At 48.6% G+C, this 15,690-nt stretch carries 15 protein-coding genes; 9 read left to right on the forward strand and 6 right to left on the reverse strand.

Features of this window, described 5'->3' with window-relative positions; all coding sequences use genetic code 11:
• The first annotated feature begins 60 nt into the window (after nucleotides 1–60).
• The 6 genes from ACO5JD_RS04575 to ACO5JD_RS04600 are packed head-to-tail and all read left to right on the forward strand — an operon-like array spanning nucleotide 61 to nucleotide 4,774.
• Nucleotides 61–1,119: an NAD(P)-dependent oxidoreductase gene (locus ACO5JD_RS04575; protein WP_484987975.1), complete on the forward strand. Its 1,059-nt coding sequence runs from the start codon at nucleotides 61–63 to the stop codon at nucleotides 1,117–1,119.
• Between the two features lie 39 nt (nucleotides 1,120–1,158).
• Nucleotides 1,159–1,938: an NYN domain-containing protein gene (locus tag ACO5JD_RS04580; protein WP_035438260.1), complete on the forward strand. Its 780-nt coding sequence runs from the start codon at nucleotides 1,159–1,161 to the stop codon at nucleotides 1,936–1,938.
• Between the two features lie 35 nt (nucleotides 1,939–1,973).
• Nucleotides 1,974–2,573, forward strand: a complete 600-nt coding sequence (locus tag ACO5JD_RS04585) for a hypothetical protein (protein WP_035438251.1) — start codon at nucleotides 1,974–1,976, stop codon at nucleotides 2,571–2,573.
• Complete coding sequence (locus ACO5JD_RS04590) at nucleotides 2,566–2,706, forward strand: hypothetical protein (RefSeq protein WP_021625582.1); 141 nt, start codon at nucleotides 2,566–2,568, stop codon at nucleotides 2,704–2,706. The genes ACO5JD_RS04585 and ACO5JD_RS04590 overlap by 8 nt, the downstream gene beginning before the upstream one ends.
• Nucleotides 2,707–3,570 (forward strand): hypothetical protein, encoded by an 864-nt coding sequence (locus ACO5JD_RS04595; protein WP_484987977.1) that lies wholly within the window; start codon nucleotides 2,707–2,709, stop codon nucleotides 3,568–3,570.
• 13 nt (nucleotides 3,571–3,583) lie between these two features.
• Nucleotides 3,584–4,774, forward strand: a complete 1,191-nt coding sequence (locus ACO5JD_RS04600) for a purine-nucleoside phosphorylase (protein WP_484987979.1) — start codon at nucleotides 3,584–3,586, stop codon at nucleotides 4,772–4,774.
• 17 nt (nucleotides 4,775–4,791) lie between these two features.
• Here the strand turns inward: ACO5JD_RS04600 and ACO5JD_RS04605 are convergent, their stop codons facing one another.
• Nucleotides 4,792–7,434 (reverse strand): DEAD/DEAH box helicase, encoded by a 2,643-nt coding sequence (locus ACO5JD_RS04605; RefSeq protein WP_484987981.1) that lies wholly within the window; start codon nucleotides 7,432–7,434, stop codon nucleotides 4,792–4,794.
• A gap of 310 nt (nucleotides 7,435–7,744) precedes the next feature.
• Here ACO5JD_RS04605 and ACO5JD_RS04610 point away from each other — a divergent pair, with 310 nt between their 5' ends.
• Nucleotides 7,745–8,470 carry a hypothetical protein gene (locus tag ACO5JD_RS04610; RefSeq protein WP_484987983.1) on the forward strand — a complete coding sequence of 242 codons (726 nt, stop codon included), beginning with the start codon at nucleotides 7,745–7,747 and terminating at the stop codon, nucleotides 8,468–8,470.
• Nucleotides 8,471–8,554: 84 nt separating this feature from the next.
• Complete coding sequence (gene folP / locus ACO5JD_RS04615) at nucleotides 8,555–9,418, forward strand: dihydropteroate synthase (protein WP_484987985.1); 864 nt, start codon at nucleotides 8,555–8,557, stop codon at nucleotides 9,416–9,418.
• Nucleotides 9,419–9,432: 14 nt separating this feature from the next.
• Here the strand turns inward: folP and trmB are convergent, their stop codons facing one another.
• From trmB to yihA, 4 genes are all read right to left on the reverse strand, one after another.
• Nucleotides 9,433–10,272, reverse strand: coding sequence for a tRNA (guanosine(46)-N7)-methyltransferase TrmB (gene trmB / locus ACO5JD_RS04620; RefSeq protein ID WP_484987987.1), 840 nt, complete (start codon nucleotides 10,270–10,272; stop codon nucleotides 9,433–9,435).
• A 14-nt stretch (nucleotides 10,273–10,286) separates the two neighbouring features.
• Nucleotides 10,287–11,948 (reverse strand): putative manganese-dependent inorganic diphosphatase, encoded by a 1,662-nt coding sequence (locus tag ACO5JD_RS04625; RefSeq protein WP_021625575.1) that lies wholly within the window; start codon nucleotides 11,946–11,948, stop codon nucleotides 10,287–10,289.
• A gap of 150 nt (nucleotides 11,949–12,098) precedes the next feature.
• Nucleotides 12,099–13,673, reverse strand: a complete 1,575-nt coding sequence (locus tag ACO5JD_RS04630; protein WP_484987989.1) for an FAD-dependent oxidoreductase — start codon at nucleotides 13,671–13,673, stop codon at nucleotides 12,099–12,101.
• Nucleotides 13,674–13,675: 2 nt separating this feature from the next.
• Nucleotides 13,676–14,272 (reverse strand): ribosome biogenesis GTP-binding protein YihA/YsxC, encoded by a 597-nt coding sequence (gene yihA, locus ACO5JD_RS04635; protein WP_484987991.1) that lies wholly within the window; start codon nucleotides 14,270–14,272, stop codon nucleotides 13,676–13,678.
• A 340-nt stretch (nucleotides 14,273–14,612) separates the two neighbouring features.
• On the opposite strand from yihA, the gene ACO5JD_RS04640 reads away from it, so the two are divergent.
• Nucleotides 14,613–15,281 (forward strand): hypothetical protein, encoded by a 669-nt coding sequence (locus ACO5JD_RS04640; RefSeq protein WP_484987993.1) that lies wholly within the window; start codon nucleotides 14,613–14,615, stop codon nucleotides 15,279–15,281.
• Here the strand turns inward: ACO5JD_RS04640 and ACO5JD_RS04645 are convergent.
• Complete coding sequence (locus ACO5JD_RS04645) at nucleotides 15,278–15,646, reverse strand: hypothetical protein (protein ID WP_484987995.1); 369 nt, start codon at nucleotides 15,644–15,646, stop codon at nucleotides 15,278–15,280. The two genes, ACO5JD_RS04640 and ACO5JD_RS04645, sit on opposite strands and share 4 nt — an antisense overlap.
• Between the last annotated feature and the right edge of the window lie 44 nt (nucleotides 15,647–15,690).

The following is a 15,690-nucleotide window of genomic DNA, read 5'->3' on the forward strand; positions in this document are numbered from 1 at the left end:
TTCGTGTCTTGTGGACAGAAAATTTTTGTCTATACAGCGCAGTATTCAATGGAGGAATAGATGCACGATCAGCATGCTCAAATACACGCTAAATCTCGGGTTGCCTTTATCGGTACGGGCATCATGGGTGCGCCCATTGCAAAACATATTCTAGATGCGGGCTATGACCTTACGGTGTTTAATCGCAGTAAGGACAAGATGGCAGCTCTGGCAGCAGCAGGTGCTCATGAGGCAAGCTCCATTGCCGATGCTGCCCAGAATGCTGATGTGGTCTTTACTATGTTGGGCTATCCCACTGATGTTGAGGATGTATATCTGGCAACGGCAGGTATCCTCGCAAGTTCCAAAAAGGGCGCCTATCTCATTGACCTTACAACCAGCTCGCCCGAGCTTGCACGCGATATTCACGATGCGGCTGAAGTTTCGGGTAGACATGCCTTTGATTGTCCTGTAACTGGTGGACAAGAAGGTGCTGAGGCGGGTACGCTAACACTTATCATTGGTGCTGACGAGCCTACGGTAGCTCCTGTACTTCCTCTTCTTCAAACTTTTTCTGCCAAGCAGTACTACTTTGGTGCCGCAGGTAAGGGTCAACTTGCAAAACTTGCCAATCAAGTATCGCTTGCTTCTTGCATGATGGGTTATGCCGACGCTATGGCTTTGGCCGAGCAGGCAGATCTTGATGTTCAGCAAACCCTACAGATGATTTCTGATGGCATGGGTGGATCAGTTGCGATGACTCGCTTGGCTCCCAAGTCACTTGCGGGCAACTATAAGCCAGGCTTTTTAGCAGAGCATCTGCACAAAGACCTGAACCTTGCTTTGGCATCTGCGCAGGATTTGGGCATCACGCTTCCTGGTACGGAGACGGCGTTTACCCTCTATGACCTGCTTTGTCAGGTGGGTGGCTCTCGTATGGGGACCCAAGCTCTGACTCTGCTATATGCCGACCAAGAAACGGGCGAAGCAGCTGGTCTTGACTGGTCTATTTTGGAAGCAGAGCAGGATGAAGATGAAGAGTGTGATTGTGGCCACAACCATGGTCATCATGACCATGAGCATTGCCACAACCATGGTCACGATCACAACTGCAACTGTGATCATCACCACGAGGACTAAGGCTGCTGCAAACAAGTAGCAGATAGAATGGATTTGTTTATGAGTGAGAATGAAGCACAACGCTCCATGGCGGTGCTCATTGACTATGAAAATTTGGCATTAGGTACAGGTAAACGCAAGCGTAATGGCCACCAAGAGCCGGGGCCTCGTCCCGATGTTAAAAAAATTCTCGAGCGTTTGGTTGAGAAAGGCCGCATTGTTTCTAAGCGTGCCTACTGTGATTGGCAGCGCTTTGACGATGCAATTACACCCTTGCATGAGCTGGGTATTGAGCTAATTGAGATTCCTGACCGTGCCTATACGGGTAAGAATTCGGCAGATATTCGCTTGTCTGTTGATGCAGTAGAGATGTGTCTTACCAAGGATCACATCAATACGTTTGCCATTTTATCGGGAGACTCTGACTTCTCTCCGCTGGTAGCCAAGCTCAAGGAATTTGGCAAAACAGTTGTAGCGGTGGGTATGAAGGAGTCAACGAGTCCACTGCTTTCCGAAAACTGCGATGAATTTATCTTTTACGAAGACATTGTCAGTGATACGGGCATCCCTGATTTTCGTAGCAAGGTTTCCAAGGACAAACACGAGTGCTATCAGTTACTTTTTGAGACCATTGATGCACTCCAGCGTGAGAATGATAGTCCTGCTCTCGCTAGTCTTATCAAGCAAACGATGCGTCGCAAGCGCCCGCAGTTTTCGGAGCGTACCTACGGTTATCATTCCTTTACCAATCTTTTGCGCGAGGCATCCAAGCTTGGTTTCCTTGAGACACATCAGGATGAAAAGAGCGGCACTGTTGTCGTAGATGGATTTAAAGAGTAATGACTGCCGTAAAGGCATATGAGAGGAAGCGAACTATGACTGAACAGCAAACAACTCTGAGCGATGAAATGCTTGCCTCCTGTGTGGAAGAGCTGGGCGGCGTTCGCCGTAGGGCACGCCAAGAAGCGGCCCATGCGCTCGCCGCCGTTGCACATGATACACCCGAGCGCATTTATGACATCGTACCTCAGTTGGTGGAGGCTCTCTATCGTCCTGAAGCTCAGACCCGTTGGGAGGTGCTCGATGCGCTTTCTTGCATCGCCGCCGAGCGTGCTGACTTGGTAGCGGATGGTTGTGATGGTGCTGAGGCTGCCCTTTTTGATGAGAGTTCTTCTTCGGTGCGTGAGTCTGCATTTAGATTCCTTTCATGTTTTGGTGCAACTACCCCTGAGAGGTCCAACGCAGTCTGGCGTCTGTTGGATGAAGCTGTGCAATGCTATCATGGTGACCCCGAGTATCGCGACATGTTGGCAAGCTTGTTGCTCTTTGCACAAGGCTCTCTATCTGATGAGACTCGTGCTGCGTTGATTGAGCGTGTGAGTTTTGATGCTGAACATGGACATGGCTATATCAAGGCTTTTTCGGGAGATATCCTTAAAGCTTTGTCCGATGCAGCAGATTCCAACGGTGAGTAGTATCATTTTTTTCGTTTTGCAGGCTGTCGATATGAGATGCAATGCTGCTTATTACCGCAAAGATGAAATTGCAGACCTTGTCGGTCAGCGCGAAATTTACACTATGACAGCATTGGTTTTGCAGGAGGTTTAGATGGCAGGAAATTCTCAGATGTTCTCTGGTTTTAAGCGCATTATGTGGCCACTTATCGCTGTGGTCTGCCTTGTTGTGGGCTTATTGATTGGCAAGTTTGTGCTTACCAGCAATACAAGCGTTGCATCAATTAAAAACCTTGGTGACAAGACTACAATTGCCGCTGACAAACTTGATACCGTAATGGCGATGTATACCTATGACGGAAAGACCTCCAACATTACCGTTAAAGATGTATTGGAGCTTTCGGGTAACCTTGATAGTGCAAAACAAAAAGATGGTAGCTACACATTGCCCTCTGCTGATGGAGTACTTGCTGCTGCACGCACTCAGATTGTGTTGCAAGAGGCAGAAAATCAAGGAATCAAGATTTCTGATAAAGAACTCGATGAATACACTACTCAGCAATTAGGTAGTGCCGACTACGAGACGCTTGCCAAAAACTATAAGGTTGATGTTGATGTCCTCAAGAAGCTGATTCGTCAGCAGGCTATGACTACCAAGCTGCGCGAAAAGGCAACAGGTTTGACTGCTCCTACGGCACCTAGCGCTCCTACTAAGCCTTCTGATGACAACAAAGACAAGGCTACCGAAGATTATGCCAAGTACGTCATTAAGCTCGCGGGTGATCAATGGGATTCCAAGAAGAATAGCTGGAAGGATGAGGCGGGTAGTTATGCCGCGGCTCTCGCCAACTATGATTTTGATGGCAAAACTGCCACCTATGAGGTTGCAACCATTGCCTACAAGACTGCAATGACTGAGTATTCAACCAAGAGCCAAGAGATTACCCAGACTTATCAGAAGTTCTTCAATAGTCTTTTTGCTAAAGCAACGCTTTCTTTGAGCACGCTCGCCAGCTAAGGAAGTAAACACTATGCGTGTCATAGTGAGCAAATGTTTGCAGGGTTTTGCCTGCCGTTATGACGGTGGAGCAAAGCCCTGCTTTGCTGTCTCAAAACTATGTGAAAAAGCCGAAGCACTAGGGGTTTGCCCCGAGTGTGAGGCAGGTCTTCCCGTACCCCGACCACCCGCAGAAATTCAAGATGGCAGGGTATTTTTCAAAGACGGGCGCGAGGTGACAGAGGCTTTTTACCGTGGTGCTAATCTCTGTTTAGAGCAAGCAAAGCACTTTGGAGCACCGCTCGCGGTTCTTAAAGAGAAAAGTCCCACATGCGGTGTCTCGTACGTTTACGATGGTACATATTCAGGAGTATTACAGGAGGGTACGGGTATCTTTGCTCGACTGCTCCAGGAGGAGGGGATGTGTGTGGTAAGCGAAGAGGTTGTTGAGAGTTGCAAACCGTCTGTTGAGCACCCCGTAGCTATTATTCTTGGGACTGGCTTGGGTCATATTGCAGAGCTGGTTAAGCCTGTGCGTCGCATTGATTATCACGATATTGAAGGTTTCCCTGTGGACGCGCGACCTATTGAAGGCCATAGTTTTGAAGCAACCATTGGCACAATTGATGGAGTGCCAGTCATTGTATATCCCGGTCGTATCCACCTGTATCAGGGGTATTCTACCGCTGAGGTTACCTCATTGGTCCGTCATGCTCATCATTTGGGTGCACGAGATATTATTTTTGCTTGTGCAACTGGTGCAGTTGAAGGCAAGGACCATGTGGGCTTAGGCATCCTGTCCGATCAGATTAATCTGACGGCACGTAGTCCTTTGGCTGAATGGGATGAGATTCGTAATATCGATACACCTTTTGTGGATATGACTGATGCCTATAGTCCTTATCTGCGTACCCTTGCTCGTGGCGTCGCTGATGATGCAGGTATTGCCGTTGAGGAAGGTGTTTTTGCTGGTGTGCTCGGTCCCTGTTTTGAGACCAAGGCTGAAGTGGCTGCGCTGCGCACGTTAGGCGTGTCTTATGTGGGTATGTCAACAACCTGTGAGGTTATTATGGCTCGCGCTCTGGAGATGAATGTTTTGGGTCTTACCTTGGCGGCAAACGCTGCAGGGGATGGCACTTCAACACACGAAAGTGTGCTTTTGCAGGCGGGCAAATATGCAGCTAACTTTGAGCGTCTCGTGCGTGGCGTTTTAAGAATGCTCTAGATCAAGTAGTAGTTCCATCAATCAAGATCTTCATAGAACCCGGCGCGGTAGTTGTCAAAGACTACTTCGCCGTTTTCTTGTGTCTCATCAAGCAAAACATCGGCTTTGATTTGGAAATCACGGTCATCATCTGAATCGCTAATGATTTGAGTAACTTGCCAACGATATTCGCTCTTCTCATCTTGTTCGTCGATGGAGAAGAATTGTGTGGAACGCGCATCACCGTCTAGTTTGATATAGCCGTGCTGCTCAAAGAAGGCATCGGAGCATTCACGCCAACGACGTTCTCCCCAGCCCCAATCGATATCAATGGCGCCTAATGCTTGAATATCGCGTGCGGCGAGCAGGCGTACACGCTGCCAGAGTGCATTGCGGACAAGTAGCGTAATAGCGCGGCGGTCACGGACAACAACATCTTTTGCCACAGGTGGGAGCTGTTCTTCACCGCTTATGCCAGAAGATTCCCACTCGTCAACTAGGCTAGAGTCTACGGTACGTACGGTAAAGCCCAGCCAATCGATGATTTCTCTCAGTTGGTCGTTGAGCTTATCGGGGGGTACCGTGCGTGAAAGTGCACGATATGCTTCGGAGAGGTAACGCAGCAGTGTACCTTCGGATCTGCTCATGCCAAAGCCTGAGACATAGCTTCTAAAGTCGTTTGCTGTTTCGAGCATGTCGCGGAGTACGGACTTAGGATGTAATTCAAAGTCACGGGCCCAAGGAACTTCTTTGCAGTAGGTATCAAAAGCGCGGTAAAGCAGATCGGCGAGGGGTTTGGGGTAGCTCACCTCAGCTATGCGCTCTATGCGCTCGTCGTATTCAATACCCTCTGCACGCATAGCTGCCATTGCTTCGTCACGGGCGCGTCGTTCCTGTACACGCAGAATCTGCCAAGGATTTTCGAGTGTAGATTCAACCATGGAAATGAGGTCATAGGTATAACTCTCACTTTCTGGGTCAAGCAGCTCAAGTGCTGCAAGCAAAAAAGGTGAGAGTGGCTGATCAAGAGCAAAATCGTCAGGTAGTTCCACCATTGTGGAATAGTTGGTACTACCATCGGGTTGCTTGGCGCACAATACCACCTCAGCATCAATGAGTGTTGCCATAACTTCATCAACACGATTATTGAGACGTTGTTTTTGCTCGTCTGTCTGAGCAGAATCAGCGATGAGTTTGCGCATGCGCGCCATGGCATCTCCACCCTGCATAACTTCAGCAAGCACCATGGAGTGTGTGACGTGTAGGTGCGGTGTAAGCGTTTCGGGAATAGACTCTACAAGCTGGTTAAGGGTTTGTTCGTTCCAAGCTACAAAGCCCTCAGGTGGACGCTTCTTTTTGACGCGACGACGTGCTTTGGGATCGTCACCTGCCTTTGCGAGTGCTTTGGCGTTTTCAATTTCGTGCTCGGGTGCCTCTGCAATGACGAGGCCCTCGGTATCAAAACCCGATCGACCTGCACGACCAGCAATTTGGTGAAATTCACGGCTTTTAAGACGGCGCATACGATTGCCATCAAACTTGGTAAGCGAAGTCATTACGACAGTGTGAATGGGTACGTTGATTCCTACACCGAGCGTATCAGTACCGCAAATGACAGGCAAAAGACCCCTCTGGGCAAGCTTTTCTACGAGCAAGCGATATCGCGGAAGCATTCCTGCATGATGTACGCCAACTCCTGAAGAGAGTAGGCGCTTAAGTGTTTTGCCAAATGCTGTGCTAAAGCGGGTATCTTTGGAAGCACGGCTGATCGCCTCACGCTGAGCTTTGTCCGACACGCCAAAGCTTGAGAGCGCTTGCGCTGTTTTGAGGGCTGCATCTTGGGAGCTATGGACAATATAGAGTGGTGTTTCGTTATTTTTGATAGCGAGTTCGACAGTTGCTTCTAGAGGTGTGAGGGCATAACGATAGTGCAAAGGAACAGGACGCTGTGCGTCAAGTACCAAGTCAACGTTTCTATTTGTATGCTCTTCAAGTGAGGAAGCAATCTGGTTGATGTCACCCAAGGTGGCGCTCATGAGCAAAAACTGAGTGTGAGGTAGAGTGAGTAGAGGTACCTGCCATGCCCAACCTCGGTCAGGGTCAGCATAGTAGTGGAACTCATCCATTGCTACAGCCGCAACATCGCTCTGCTCACCCTCGCGGAGGGCTAGATTGGCAACAATTTCTTGGGTACAACAAATAACTGGTGCATCAGAATTGATATGGGTGTCACCCGTTATCATGCCGACATTGTCGCGACCAAGCAGATCAACGAGGCTAAAAAATTTCTCGTTAACGAGCGCCTTTATAGGGGCGGTGTAGTAGGCTACCTTGCCAGCGCAGAGTGCAAGGTACAGCATGCCAAGGGCTACTAAGGATTTTCCTGAACCTGTAGGGGTGCCCAAAATCACATGATTGTCTGCAGCAAGACCAAGCAGAGCTTCTTCTTGGTGGGGCCAAAGCTCGATATCACGTGACTCTACCCAGTTCAAAAACTCGTCAAGAGCATCTTCGGGTGCCATATCCTCGTCGTAGAGGGGGAGCTGCCCCGAAGCTGGCAGCTGACTCTCACCATCGTTTATCCATGTATTCGAGGTTTCAGAGAAGGTATCCATTGCATGAGAGTTTGTGTTGCTTCCTGAACTGTTTTGAGAAAAAGGCTCTGTTGCGCTGTGTACCATAAAACTCCCTGTAAATGCCTATATAAATAAAAGCGCTGCTTGGTGATAGTACTGCTTGTGCTCTTTCTATCCTAGCGTAGCGATGGCGCAACTTATGCAAAGCGCAAAGGAACGCTTGGATAAAACTTGGCAGCTATTGTTGAGCGCACAGTCTTTTTGAAAGAGTAACAAAGAAAGCTGCTGGTCAAGCCCCTGTAGTTTAAGGTCAGCTGACCGTCAGTTTAAGACAAGGCAAATTCAAATTTTGGGCTCTGAACTGCTCATATGCTTCTAGGCTTGCTTGTATGGCAGGCAAGTGTTAGGAGAGAAAATGCTTGTAGTAGATGAGGGATATGTCTTTGACGATGCCTACGATGTGGGTGAAGTTGGGTATTTTTGGGAGCGCTGTCATCCTGAGAGTTTTCATGAGGCACAGGAGCGTTTTGTGCGAGAGGTCGATCCTTATGCCATGCATTTGATGATGCCATGTGAGAGTGATATCCAGCTAGTGCAGATGATGTTTACCGAATGGCTTGTTTTTGACTATGTAGCGCCTGATGGACATAATCCGCTTTATCACTATATGGATGCATGCAATGGCGCCGGGCGATGTCTGGCAGCTGATCAACTGAAGCAAGTAGAACATTCGCAGTTTTTCTCCCAGTTTTGGGTAATTGCACAGGACGAGGAGCATGGGACTGCACTGTTAGCGGATAGCGAAAGCAAACAGCTTTTTCATCTGCACAATGGATTGGTGGCACGTAATGAAAACTGGGAAGATGGATTATTAGGTTTGAGGATTGCACATATCGATGGTGAGTGGCGCATGGTGGGTGGTATACCTCTTCATGATCGAGGTCTACGCAAAGATGAGCATGTTTGCGTAACTGAGATGAGTCAATATCGCTTTGAAGGTCCTGATGCAAAGAAAAACTGCGCGCAGAGCTATCTGTCATGCGCTCGTGATTTGATTGGCACTCGGGGTCGTTATCGGGGGACTGTAGAGGTAGTGGCCTATCCTGAGTCCGAAGCTGCTTGTTCAACTGACTTGCCATAGCCGCCTGAATTGAGACTTGGTGTTGCAGCTCACAAGCTAGTATCCTCATACTGCAATATGACTGTGACACCAAGGGGGTAATTCATGACCAGAGAAGGATTGCATCCAGAAAAACCTAAATACTGGCAGTGTGGGCAGTATCAACTTGAGCTCTCATATCCTCTTGTTATGGGCATCCTCAATGTTACTCCTGACTCTTTTTCCGATGGCGGGCGTTTTACATCAGTAACGCAGGCGGTCGAAGCAGCGCAGCTCATGATTGAGCAGGGCGCAGACATCATTGATGTGGGTGGAGAGTCGACGCGCCCTGGATCGGATGAGGTGGTGCCTTCAGAGGAGCTTTCACGCGTGCTGCCCGTGGTACAAGAACTTATAGTACGAAATATTGTGGTGTCGGTTGATACTCGTCATGCCGAGGTTGCGCGTGCCTGTGTGGAAGCTGGGGCGTCTATTATCAATGACGTATCAGGTTTTCGCGATCCCAATATGGTAGAGGTTGCAAGAGGCTGTGATGCAGGTCTTGTAGTGATGCATATGTTGGGCGAGCCAAAGGGCATGCAGTTGGCTCCCCAATATGAGGATGTTGTAAGGGATATTTCACGTTATCTCTGTGAACAAGCCCAGATGCTCGAAGAGGTAGGTATTGCTCACGAGCGTATTTGTATTGATCCTGGCCCCGGTTTTGGTAAGACAACAGACCATAATTTGTCTTTGCTCCGTGCGACCCGTCAGCTCTCAGAATTGGGCTGGTCTTTGATGGTGGCAGTCTCGCGCAAACGTTTTGTGGGCGAGATTACTGGCGTTGCCAAGGCGGACGAGCGAGTTTTTGGGTCGATTGCTGGAGCTTGTTATGCTGTGGCACATGGAGCAGCTGTGGCGCGTGTACATGACGTGGCGGCTACAGTGCAGGCATTTCGGATGCTTCGTGCAATACAGGATGTCTCCTAAAAGCAAGGCGTCTTTTAGTGCTGCTGCTTGGCCTTGAGATTACGTAGATTGATGACGGTGGCCTCCATACCGTGGGGTACGTAGTTCATGGTATTGAGGTCATCGGGAAGATAATCTACCAAGCTTTGCGAGACAGCTTTTTCGGCAAGCACGAGCTCATCTGCACTAGGAATATGTTTGGGGTTGGCTACAGCACAAATCCCATGAACCTGAGCCCCTTGTGCGGTGAGTCTTTGTTCATATCCAGTTTCGGGATCTCCTGGATGATCTCGGCGTACATCATCACTTATCCAGCAAATGTCATAGCCAGCCATTTCAAACTGTGGACGAGAGTAAAGCCAAAGCGGTGTGCTATCGGTCTTAAAGACTATTTTGGCTTCTGGTGCAAGAAAGCGCCTCAGCGCAGCGAGTTGAGCTACATGTGTGAGACGTAGTTTGGCATGACGTCGTTTGGGGTGGGGAGTTGGAAAGTTGATGTAGATACGGTCCAGTTCAGCTGGTGCAAAAAAATCTTCTAGGTGCTCAGCAGTACCAGGGATGAGTACAGCGTTTTTAAGCTCTGCTTCACAAATTGCCTGAGCAGCATAGGCGATGCATACGGGCTCATTGTCGATGCCAAGAAAGAGTACATTAGGATTGCGGCGAGCAGCTTCGACAAGAAAGGCTCCTTTGCCACAACCTAAATCTAGATGAACTTCGCGAAAAGCAGAGCTCGGACTCCCATCAAGAGGCTTGCAGGCTGTTGCCCACAGGCCTGCAAGCTGGGAAGGAGAAGTTTCGATTGCGTCCGCATAGCGGGCGAGTCGTTCCTCAAGGACAAAACCCTTGGGGAGACGTAGGTGAAGCGCATGCATGTGTACGTCCTTGCTTAGTCGGCTTCCTCAAGATTCTGGAAAGCTGCCATGATAGGTGGAATCATCTGCTTTTTGCGGCTCACTATGCCAGGCAGAGTAAAGATTCCATCAACGGGCTCGACACCAAAGGCGCGACGAGCAATATCATCGGCGCCAACACCGTAGTACAGCAATTCGGTAGTTTGGCTTTTTACATCGGTAAACATGTAGAAGACCATGGGGATGTCGTTGGCAGCAGCGGCTTCTTTAAGGTAGGGACCCACAAGAGCCTCAGCAGCCTTGCGACTATTGGCAGTCATGTACGAGCCTTGGCCCACGCCAAACTTTGCTTGACCACGACTAAAGATCTTGAAGTCTGAGTTAAAGACCTCCTCGGCAGTACGACCACTGACGTCGGCACCTGCATCAAACATAGCATCTGCGTAAGGCTCTATATCTTCACCACAGATAGCAGCTAATGCCTTGCCCGCAACACGGTCACGCTGGGTGCAGGTGGGGGAGCGGAACATTAAGGTGTCAGATAGAATTGCTGACATCATCAATCCAGCGATATTCTTGGGAATCTCGACACCTAGTTCTTGGTAGATGCTATAGAGAATAGTGCAGGTGCAGCCCACGGGTTCATTGCGGAAGTAGGCAGGCTGAGAGGTCTCGATAGTGCCAATGCGGTGGTGGTCGATGATTTCCATAATGATGGCTTCTTCAAGACCATCGACAGCCTGAGCGCGCTCGTTATGATCGACCAAAATGACATGCTTGCGGTTGACTGACAGCAGATTGGGTACCGAGACAACGCCAGCATAATGGCCGTTTTCATCCAACACGGGGAAGAAACGGTGGCGAGACTGGGCGATAACCTTGCGTGCTTCATCTACAGAGGTATCTACTGAGAAACGCAGGATACCGTCGGTGAGCATACGGTCGCGTACAGGCAACGACATCGTGATAAGACGAGAAGCAGCAAAGGTGTCATATGGTGTGGTAATGACAGCGATACCTTTTTCCTCGGCAGATTTTTTTACTACGCCAGAAATACGTGCGCCAGCGCACACTACCATGCAGCTGACATTGGATTCAACAGCAAATAGCTGGGTCTCAAAACGATTGGTGACCAAAACAATATCACCCTCGTGGACGGAGTTTTCCATCAGCTCGGGGGTGGTGCCTACAGTTACGGCGCCACGTTCAATACGGGCTTCGGGATCACCGAGTACCATTTCACCCTTGAGGGTTTCAACAACATTGCGATACTTGGTGTGTGCCGCAGAAAGAACACTGTTATCAAAGATATCCATATTGGCATTAGCGATATCTTTGATCGCAATGATGCCTTGTAAGTCGTTGTTTTCGTCGGTAATGCAGAGCGTATCAACTTTGGTATCGCGCATCTTGTTCCAAGCGCTAAACAGACTCATATCGGCATCGATGCCCTCAGATTTTTGAATTTGAATATCTTTAATCTGGGGAGTGACTGTGGTGATGAGTTCTGGCTCCTTGAATCCAAAATGATTAAGAACAAAAGCAGTCTCACGGTTGATGGTGCCTGCGCGACGAGGCTCATAGATATGCTCTCCCGTGTGATTTTTGAGATAAGCGTAAGAAATGGCAGAGCAGATGCTGTCCGTATCTGGGTGAAGGTGGCCGATTACGTTGACCTTACGAATGTTTTCGGGCATACATGCCTCCTGCGAAGTTGACGCGCAAAGTGATGCACGTACTTTGTCTTGTTGTGCAGGAATGGTACAGCGTTTCATGGTCATTCCTACCCTCAGATAGGACTTACGGTGGGAATCCATAGGTATGCGACGAGCAACAAACAAAAAGTCCTAAAAAATAACCGGTGCGATGTCAAATTCTTCGTTGTGAAGGGTGAGAGTATGAGGTTGAGCACAGGCGGAATTTGCCGTGGGGAAGTCATGTCGGAAATGCGATCCGCGGCTTTCAGGACGCGCAAGCATTGCTGCAACAAGAGCTCGTGCGCTGAGACAAGCGTGTGTAGCGCGCGTTGTAAAAGCGATGCTTCGAGGATCTGAGCATGGTGTGGAGTGTTGAGATAGCTGACTTTGGATATGAGATAATTGCTGCTGAGCGTAGGTAAGCGTTCTACTCTCTCGCCCCAGCAAGCAGTTTGTATCCATAATGCTGCGAATTTGTTTGAGTGCGTGTTGGCAATCTGTAATGCTGGTGGCCTTTGTGGGCAAAGCTATGTTTTGCATTTTTGTCGTATGGTTTTGTGCGTATGCTGCTGCAGCCTGACCCGCAATTTCGCCAAAGACGAGGCAGTTGGCGCTGGAAAGACCTCCTATTCGGTCTGCTCCATGCATACCACCCGTTGCTTCTCCGCAGGCAAAAAGTCCAGGTACGTCACAGGAAGCTGAGTTGTCAATATAAATGCCTCCGTTTGTGGCATGAGCATAGGGGGCAATGCGTACGTTTTCAAAGGGACTGCAGTTAAAGCTGTTGTAAAACCAGTATGCATATGTCTGCATAAATTCGGGAAGTACATCAGGTAACGTATAACTTAGTTTTGCTCCACCGGCCTGGCCTGTGATAGCAAGATCAACAAGATGGTCAGGCAGGCTTGCCGAGAAGGGTCCATGGCCTGCGCGAGCTGTCATAAGATCAGGTAAGTTTTGCTTCTCAAATCTCTCTAGACAAGCAAAACGGAAGCTTTTCTCATTAAAAATGATCCCTTTTTTGGGACTCAAAAGCCCTGGCATAATCTGGATGAATTCTGCGTTGATAAGTGCGGCTCCATGTTTTAGAGCAATGGCCTGAGCAGTGCCCAGTACATCAGGCATAGTTAAAGTACGACCAAAAAGTCCACCAAAACCGCCTGTTGCAAGTACGACTGCACCCGCTTTGATCTGCCTTAATCCATCATGGGTGGAGTCATAAAGCAGAGCTCCACAAATGCCATAGTCGTCTTCTAGCAGGTCGAGTAGCTCATGGTAGGGGAGCTGCACCACCTGTTGAATTTCAAGGGCATCTGCAATTGCTTTACGATATGCGCTGCGACCAAGGCCATACCAACTGCGTTGCTTGTGGTCAAAGCAGGGAATGAATTCTTGCTGCTCGGCAGCTTTGGCATGACGCAGGTGAACTCCACGAGATTCAAGCTGTTGAATTGCAGGCTTGATGCCTTTGACAAATTGCGTGACCAGGGTAGGCACTGCCACTCCGCGTCCAACGGCTAGTATTGTCTGTGCGAGTTCTGCTTCATCTGATATGTCTTGGGGGCTGATGAGCCCAAGGCCCCACGTGCCACCAAAAAAGCTTGAACCAGAAAAGATGCTAGCCGTGCTTGCTAGTATGACACGTGCACCAGTTTTGGCGGCAGCAAGGGCAGCGGTAGTGCCTGCAATGCCTGCGCCTATGACCAAGACATCACAATCACGCATGGTTATGCCAAAGCGGATACAAAATCGCTGATAAGAGTACGTAGGTCCTCAATGCCCTGTCCTGTCTCTGACGAGCAAATCAATACAGGAGTATCCCCAGGGGCTTTGAGCTGGGCACAAAGCGTGCGTGTTTGCTTGACCTGTTTTTGTTTGCTCAGCTTGTCTGCTTTGGTCAAAACAATTGCCATGGGAAGCTGATGGTCGGCAAGGTAGTTAACCATTTGAACGTCAAGAGGACTTGCATCGTGACGGATATCGATAAGACATACTACCAAAGCATGCTGGCGAGGCTGTTCAAAATACCCATTCATTAGCTCGCTCCAGCGCTGGCGTTCACTCGCGCTGACTTTTGCAAAGCCATAACCAGGTAAATCGACAAAATCGACCATATCAGTGGGAAAGAAGTTGATGGTGGTTGTCTTTCCTGGTTTGGACGAAACCTTGACCAAGCCGCGACGATTAAAAAGTCGATTCATGAGTGATGACTTGCCCACATTGGAGCGTCCTGCAAAAGAGACTTCTGGGCGAGTAGATTCGGGTAATTGCGCAGCAGTGCCATAGGCAGCCGCAAAGTGAACCTGTTGATAATTAATAGACATGCACACTCCTCCAGCCGAGTCCTCTCATTGTGCCAGAATCTTTTACTCTCTGCTGTGCAGTAAAGAGGGCCCGCTGAATAGTAGATTATCGAAAGGTCCCCACGCCTGAAGCAAGCTTTTTTGCTGCGGATGCTTTATGAACCCGTTGCATCCCCCTTTATGCAGACGGTTCAAAAGCGTACCAAACCGCCGAAGAATGGGGGGTGCATTATAAACCGCTTGCGAGGGAAGGTGAAGTTGGAAAGATGCATGGATGCTTTCATACAGCGTGGTTCTATAGTGCTTAACCGTTGTAAAATGACTGAAATTCAAGCAAGTTTTGAGTCTGAATGGGGTAGATATGAGGCTACTACTTGTATTTTTCTGTCTTGTTATCTCTCTGTGCTCATGTGGTTGCAGTGCTATCACTGTGCCAAAAAAATCAATTTCTAAAGGATCAGAGTCTGTACCTGCGGGTTCTTCTGCTGCGGACTCCACATTTGAAGGTTCAGCATCTACCAATATAAAGCCTCAGGATTCCGCTCATAGTAGCGCTGAATCAAAGAAAATTACACAAGAAACGCTCTTCTCGAGTGTTGATCAGACTCTTCTATCGCAGATGAAATGTGAGCCGTTACGCGATTCTCTACTTCGAGCAGCTACTAGAAATTTTGGAAAAATCACCTCTTCTGTGCAGGTACATATTGGAACAGGTTCCCAAAATAATGAAGATTGGTGGGTAATTCTGATTAAATGTCCGGCAGATGATTTGTTTGATGAGGGCTATCGTGCCTTTTTGACTAACAGCCCCTCTATTGATGACGCTTTATTGGCAAATGGTGAGATTGGGACATGGATTCAAATTCTCGTAAAGGCGGATGGATATACCCAGCAGTTTTATAATGAGAATATTGCTCATATTGATACTATCAATACTGATTATCCATTTGAAAACATTACATGGGATGAAGAGCACTTAGCTAAGGTCCAAGCTGCCTTAGCTAGGGCTGATGATTATATGAGAAACTAAGCGACTTGTACGGTCTTTGTAGCAGTGCTACCAGAGGCAGCTCCAGAATAAGTAACTCTAAAGCTTGATGTTGGATTGCCTATACAGATCGCTGGGGAGCAACGGCGAGCATTAACATCCCAATTGCTTCCAGATCCGTAGGGAAGCTTTGAGACAGTTCCAAATGGGGTAGAGAGCTTAACAGTAGATCCCCATTGATAATTGCTGCCCTTGCGAACTGTTGATCGAATCCAAAGCCACACCGCTCCACCATATGTTCCTCGACGGAGTTCTACTCGAAAGTACGTAGTAGAAAACTCGTCGACGGTGGATGATTTTGAAAAACTGACAGAATATGGATTGATACGCTGTCCTTTAGATGCCATAGTAAATCCTTTCTGGGAATAATTCCTTTGTTCAATCTGATATT

Source organism: Olegusella sp., assembly GCF_057238325.1.

Bases quoted from the DNA above. Each gene is read 5' to 3' on its own strand.
- ACO5JD_RS04595 (WP_484987977.1), top strand. From the start codon at position 2,707: ATGGCAGGAAATTCTCAGATGTTCTCTGGTTTTAAGCGCATTATGTGG.
- folP (WP_484987985.1), top strand. From the start codon at position 8,555: ATGACCAGAGAAGGATTGCATCCAGAAAAACCTAAATACTGGCAGTGT.
- yihA (WP_484987991.1), bottom strand. From the start codon at position 14,272: ATGTCTATTAATTATCAACAGGTTCACTTTGCGGCTGCCTATGGCACT.
- ACO5JD_RS04640 (WP_484987993.1), top strand. From the start codon at position 14,613: ATGAGGCTACTACTTGTATTTTTCTGTCTTGTTATCTCTCTGTGCTCA.
- ACO5JD_RS04630 (WP_484987989.1), bottom strand. From the start codon at position 13,673: ATGCGTGATTGTGATGTCTTGGTCATAGGCGCAGGCATTGCAGGCACT.
- ACO5JD_RS04605 (WP_484987981.1), bottom strand. From the start codon at position 7,434: ATGGTACACAGCGCAACAGAGCCTTTTTCTCAAAACAGTTCAGGAAGC.
- ACO5JD_RS04585 (WP_035438251.1), top strand. From the start codon at position 1,974: ATGACTGAACAGCAAACAACTCTGAGCGATGAAATGCTTGCCTCCTGT.
- ACO5JD_RS04600 (WP_484987979.1), top strand. From the start codon at position 3,584: ATGCGTGTCATAGTGAGCAAATGTTTGCAGGGTTTTGCCTGCCGTTAT.
- ACO5JD_RS04575 (WP_484987975.1), top strand. From the start codon at position 61: ATGCACGATCAGCATGCTCAAATACACGCTAAATCTCGGGTTGCCTTT.
- ACO5JD_RS04610 (WP_484987983.1), top strand. From the start codon at position 7,745: ATGCTTGTAGTAGATGAGGGATATGTCTTTGACGATGCCTACGATGTG.
- trmB (WP_484987987.1), bottom strand. From the start codon at position 10,272: ATGCATGCGCTTCACCTACGTCTCCCCAAGGGTTTTGTCCTTGAGGAA.
- ACO5JD_RS04580 (WP_035438260.1), top strand. From the start codon at position 1,159: ATGAGTGAGAATGAAGCACAACGCTCCATGGCGGTGCTCATTGACTAT.
- ACO5JD_RS04645 (WP_484987995.1), bottom strand. From the start codon at position 15,646: ATGGCATCTAAAGGACAGCGTATCAATCCATATTCTGTCAGTTTTTCA.
- ACO5JD_RS04625 (WP_021625575.1), bottom strand. From the start codon at position 11,948: ATGCCCGAAAACATTCGTAAGGTCAACGTAATCGGCCACCTTCACCCA.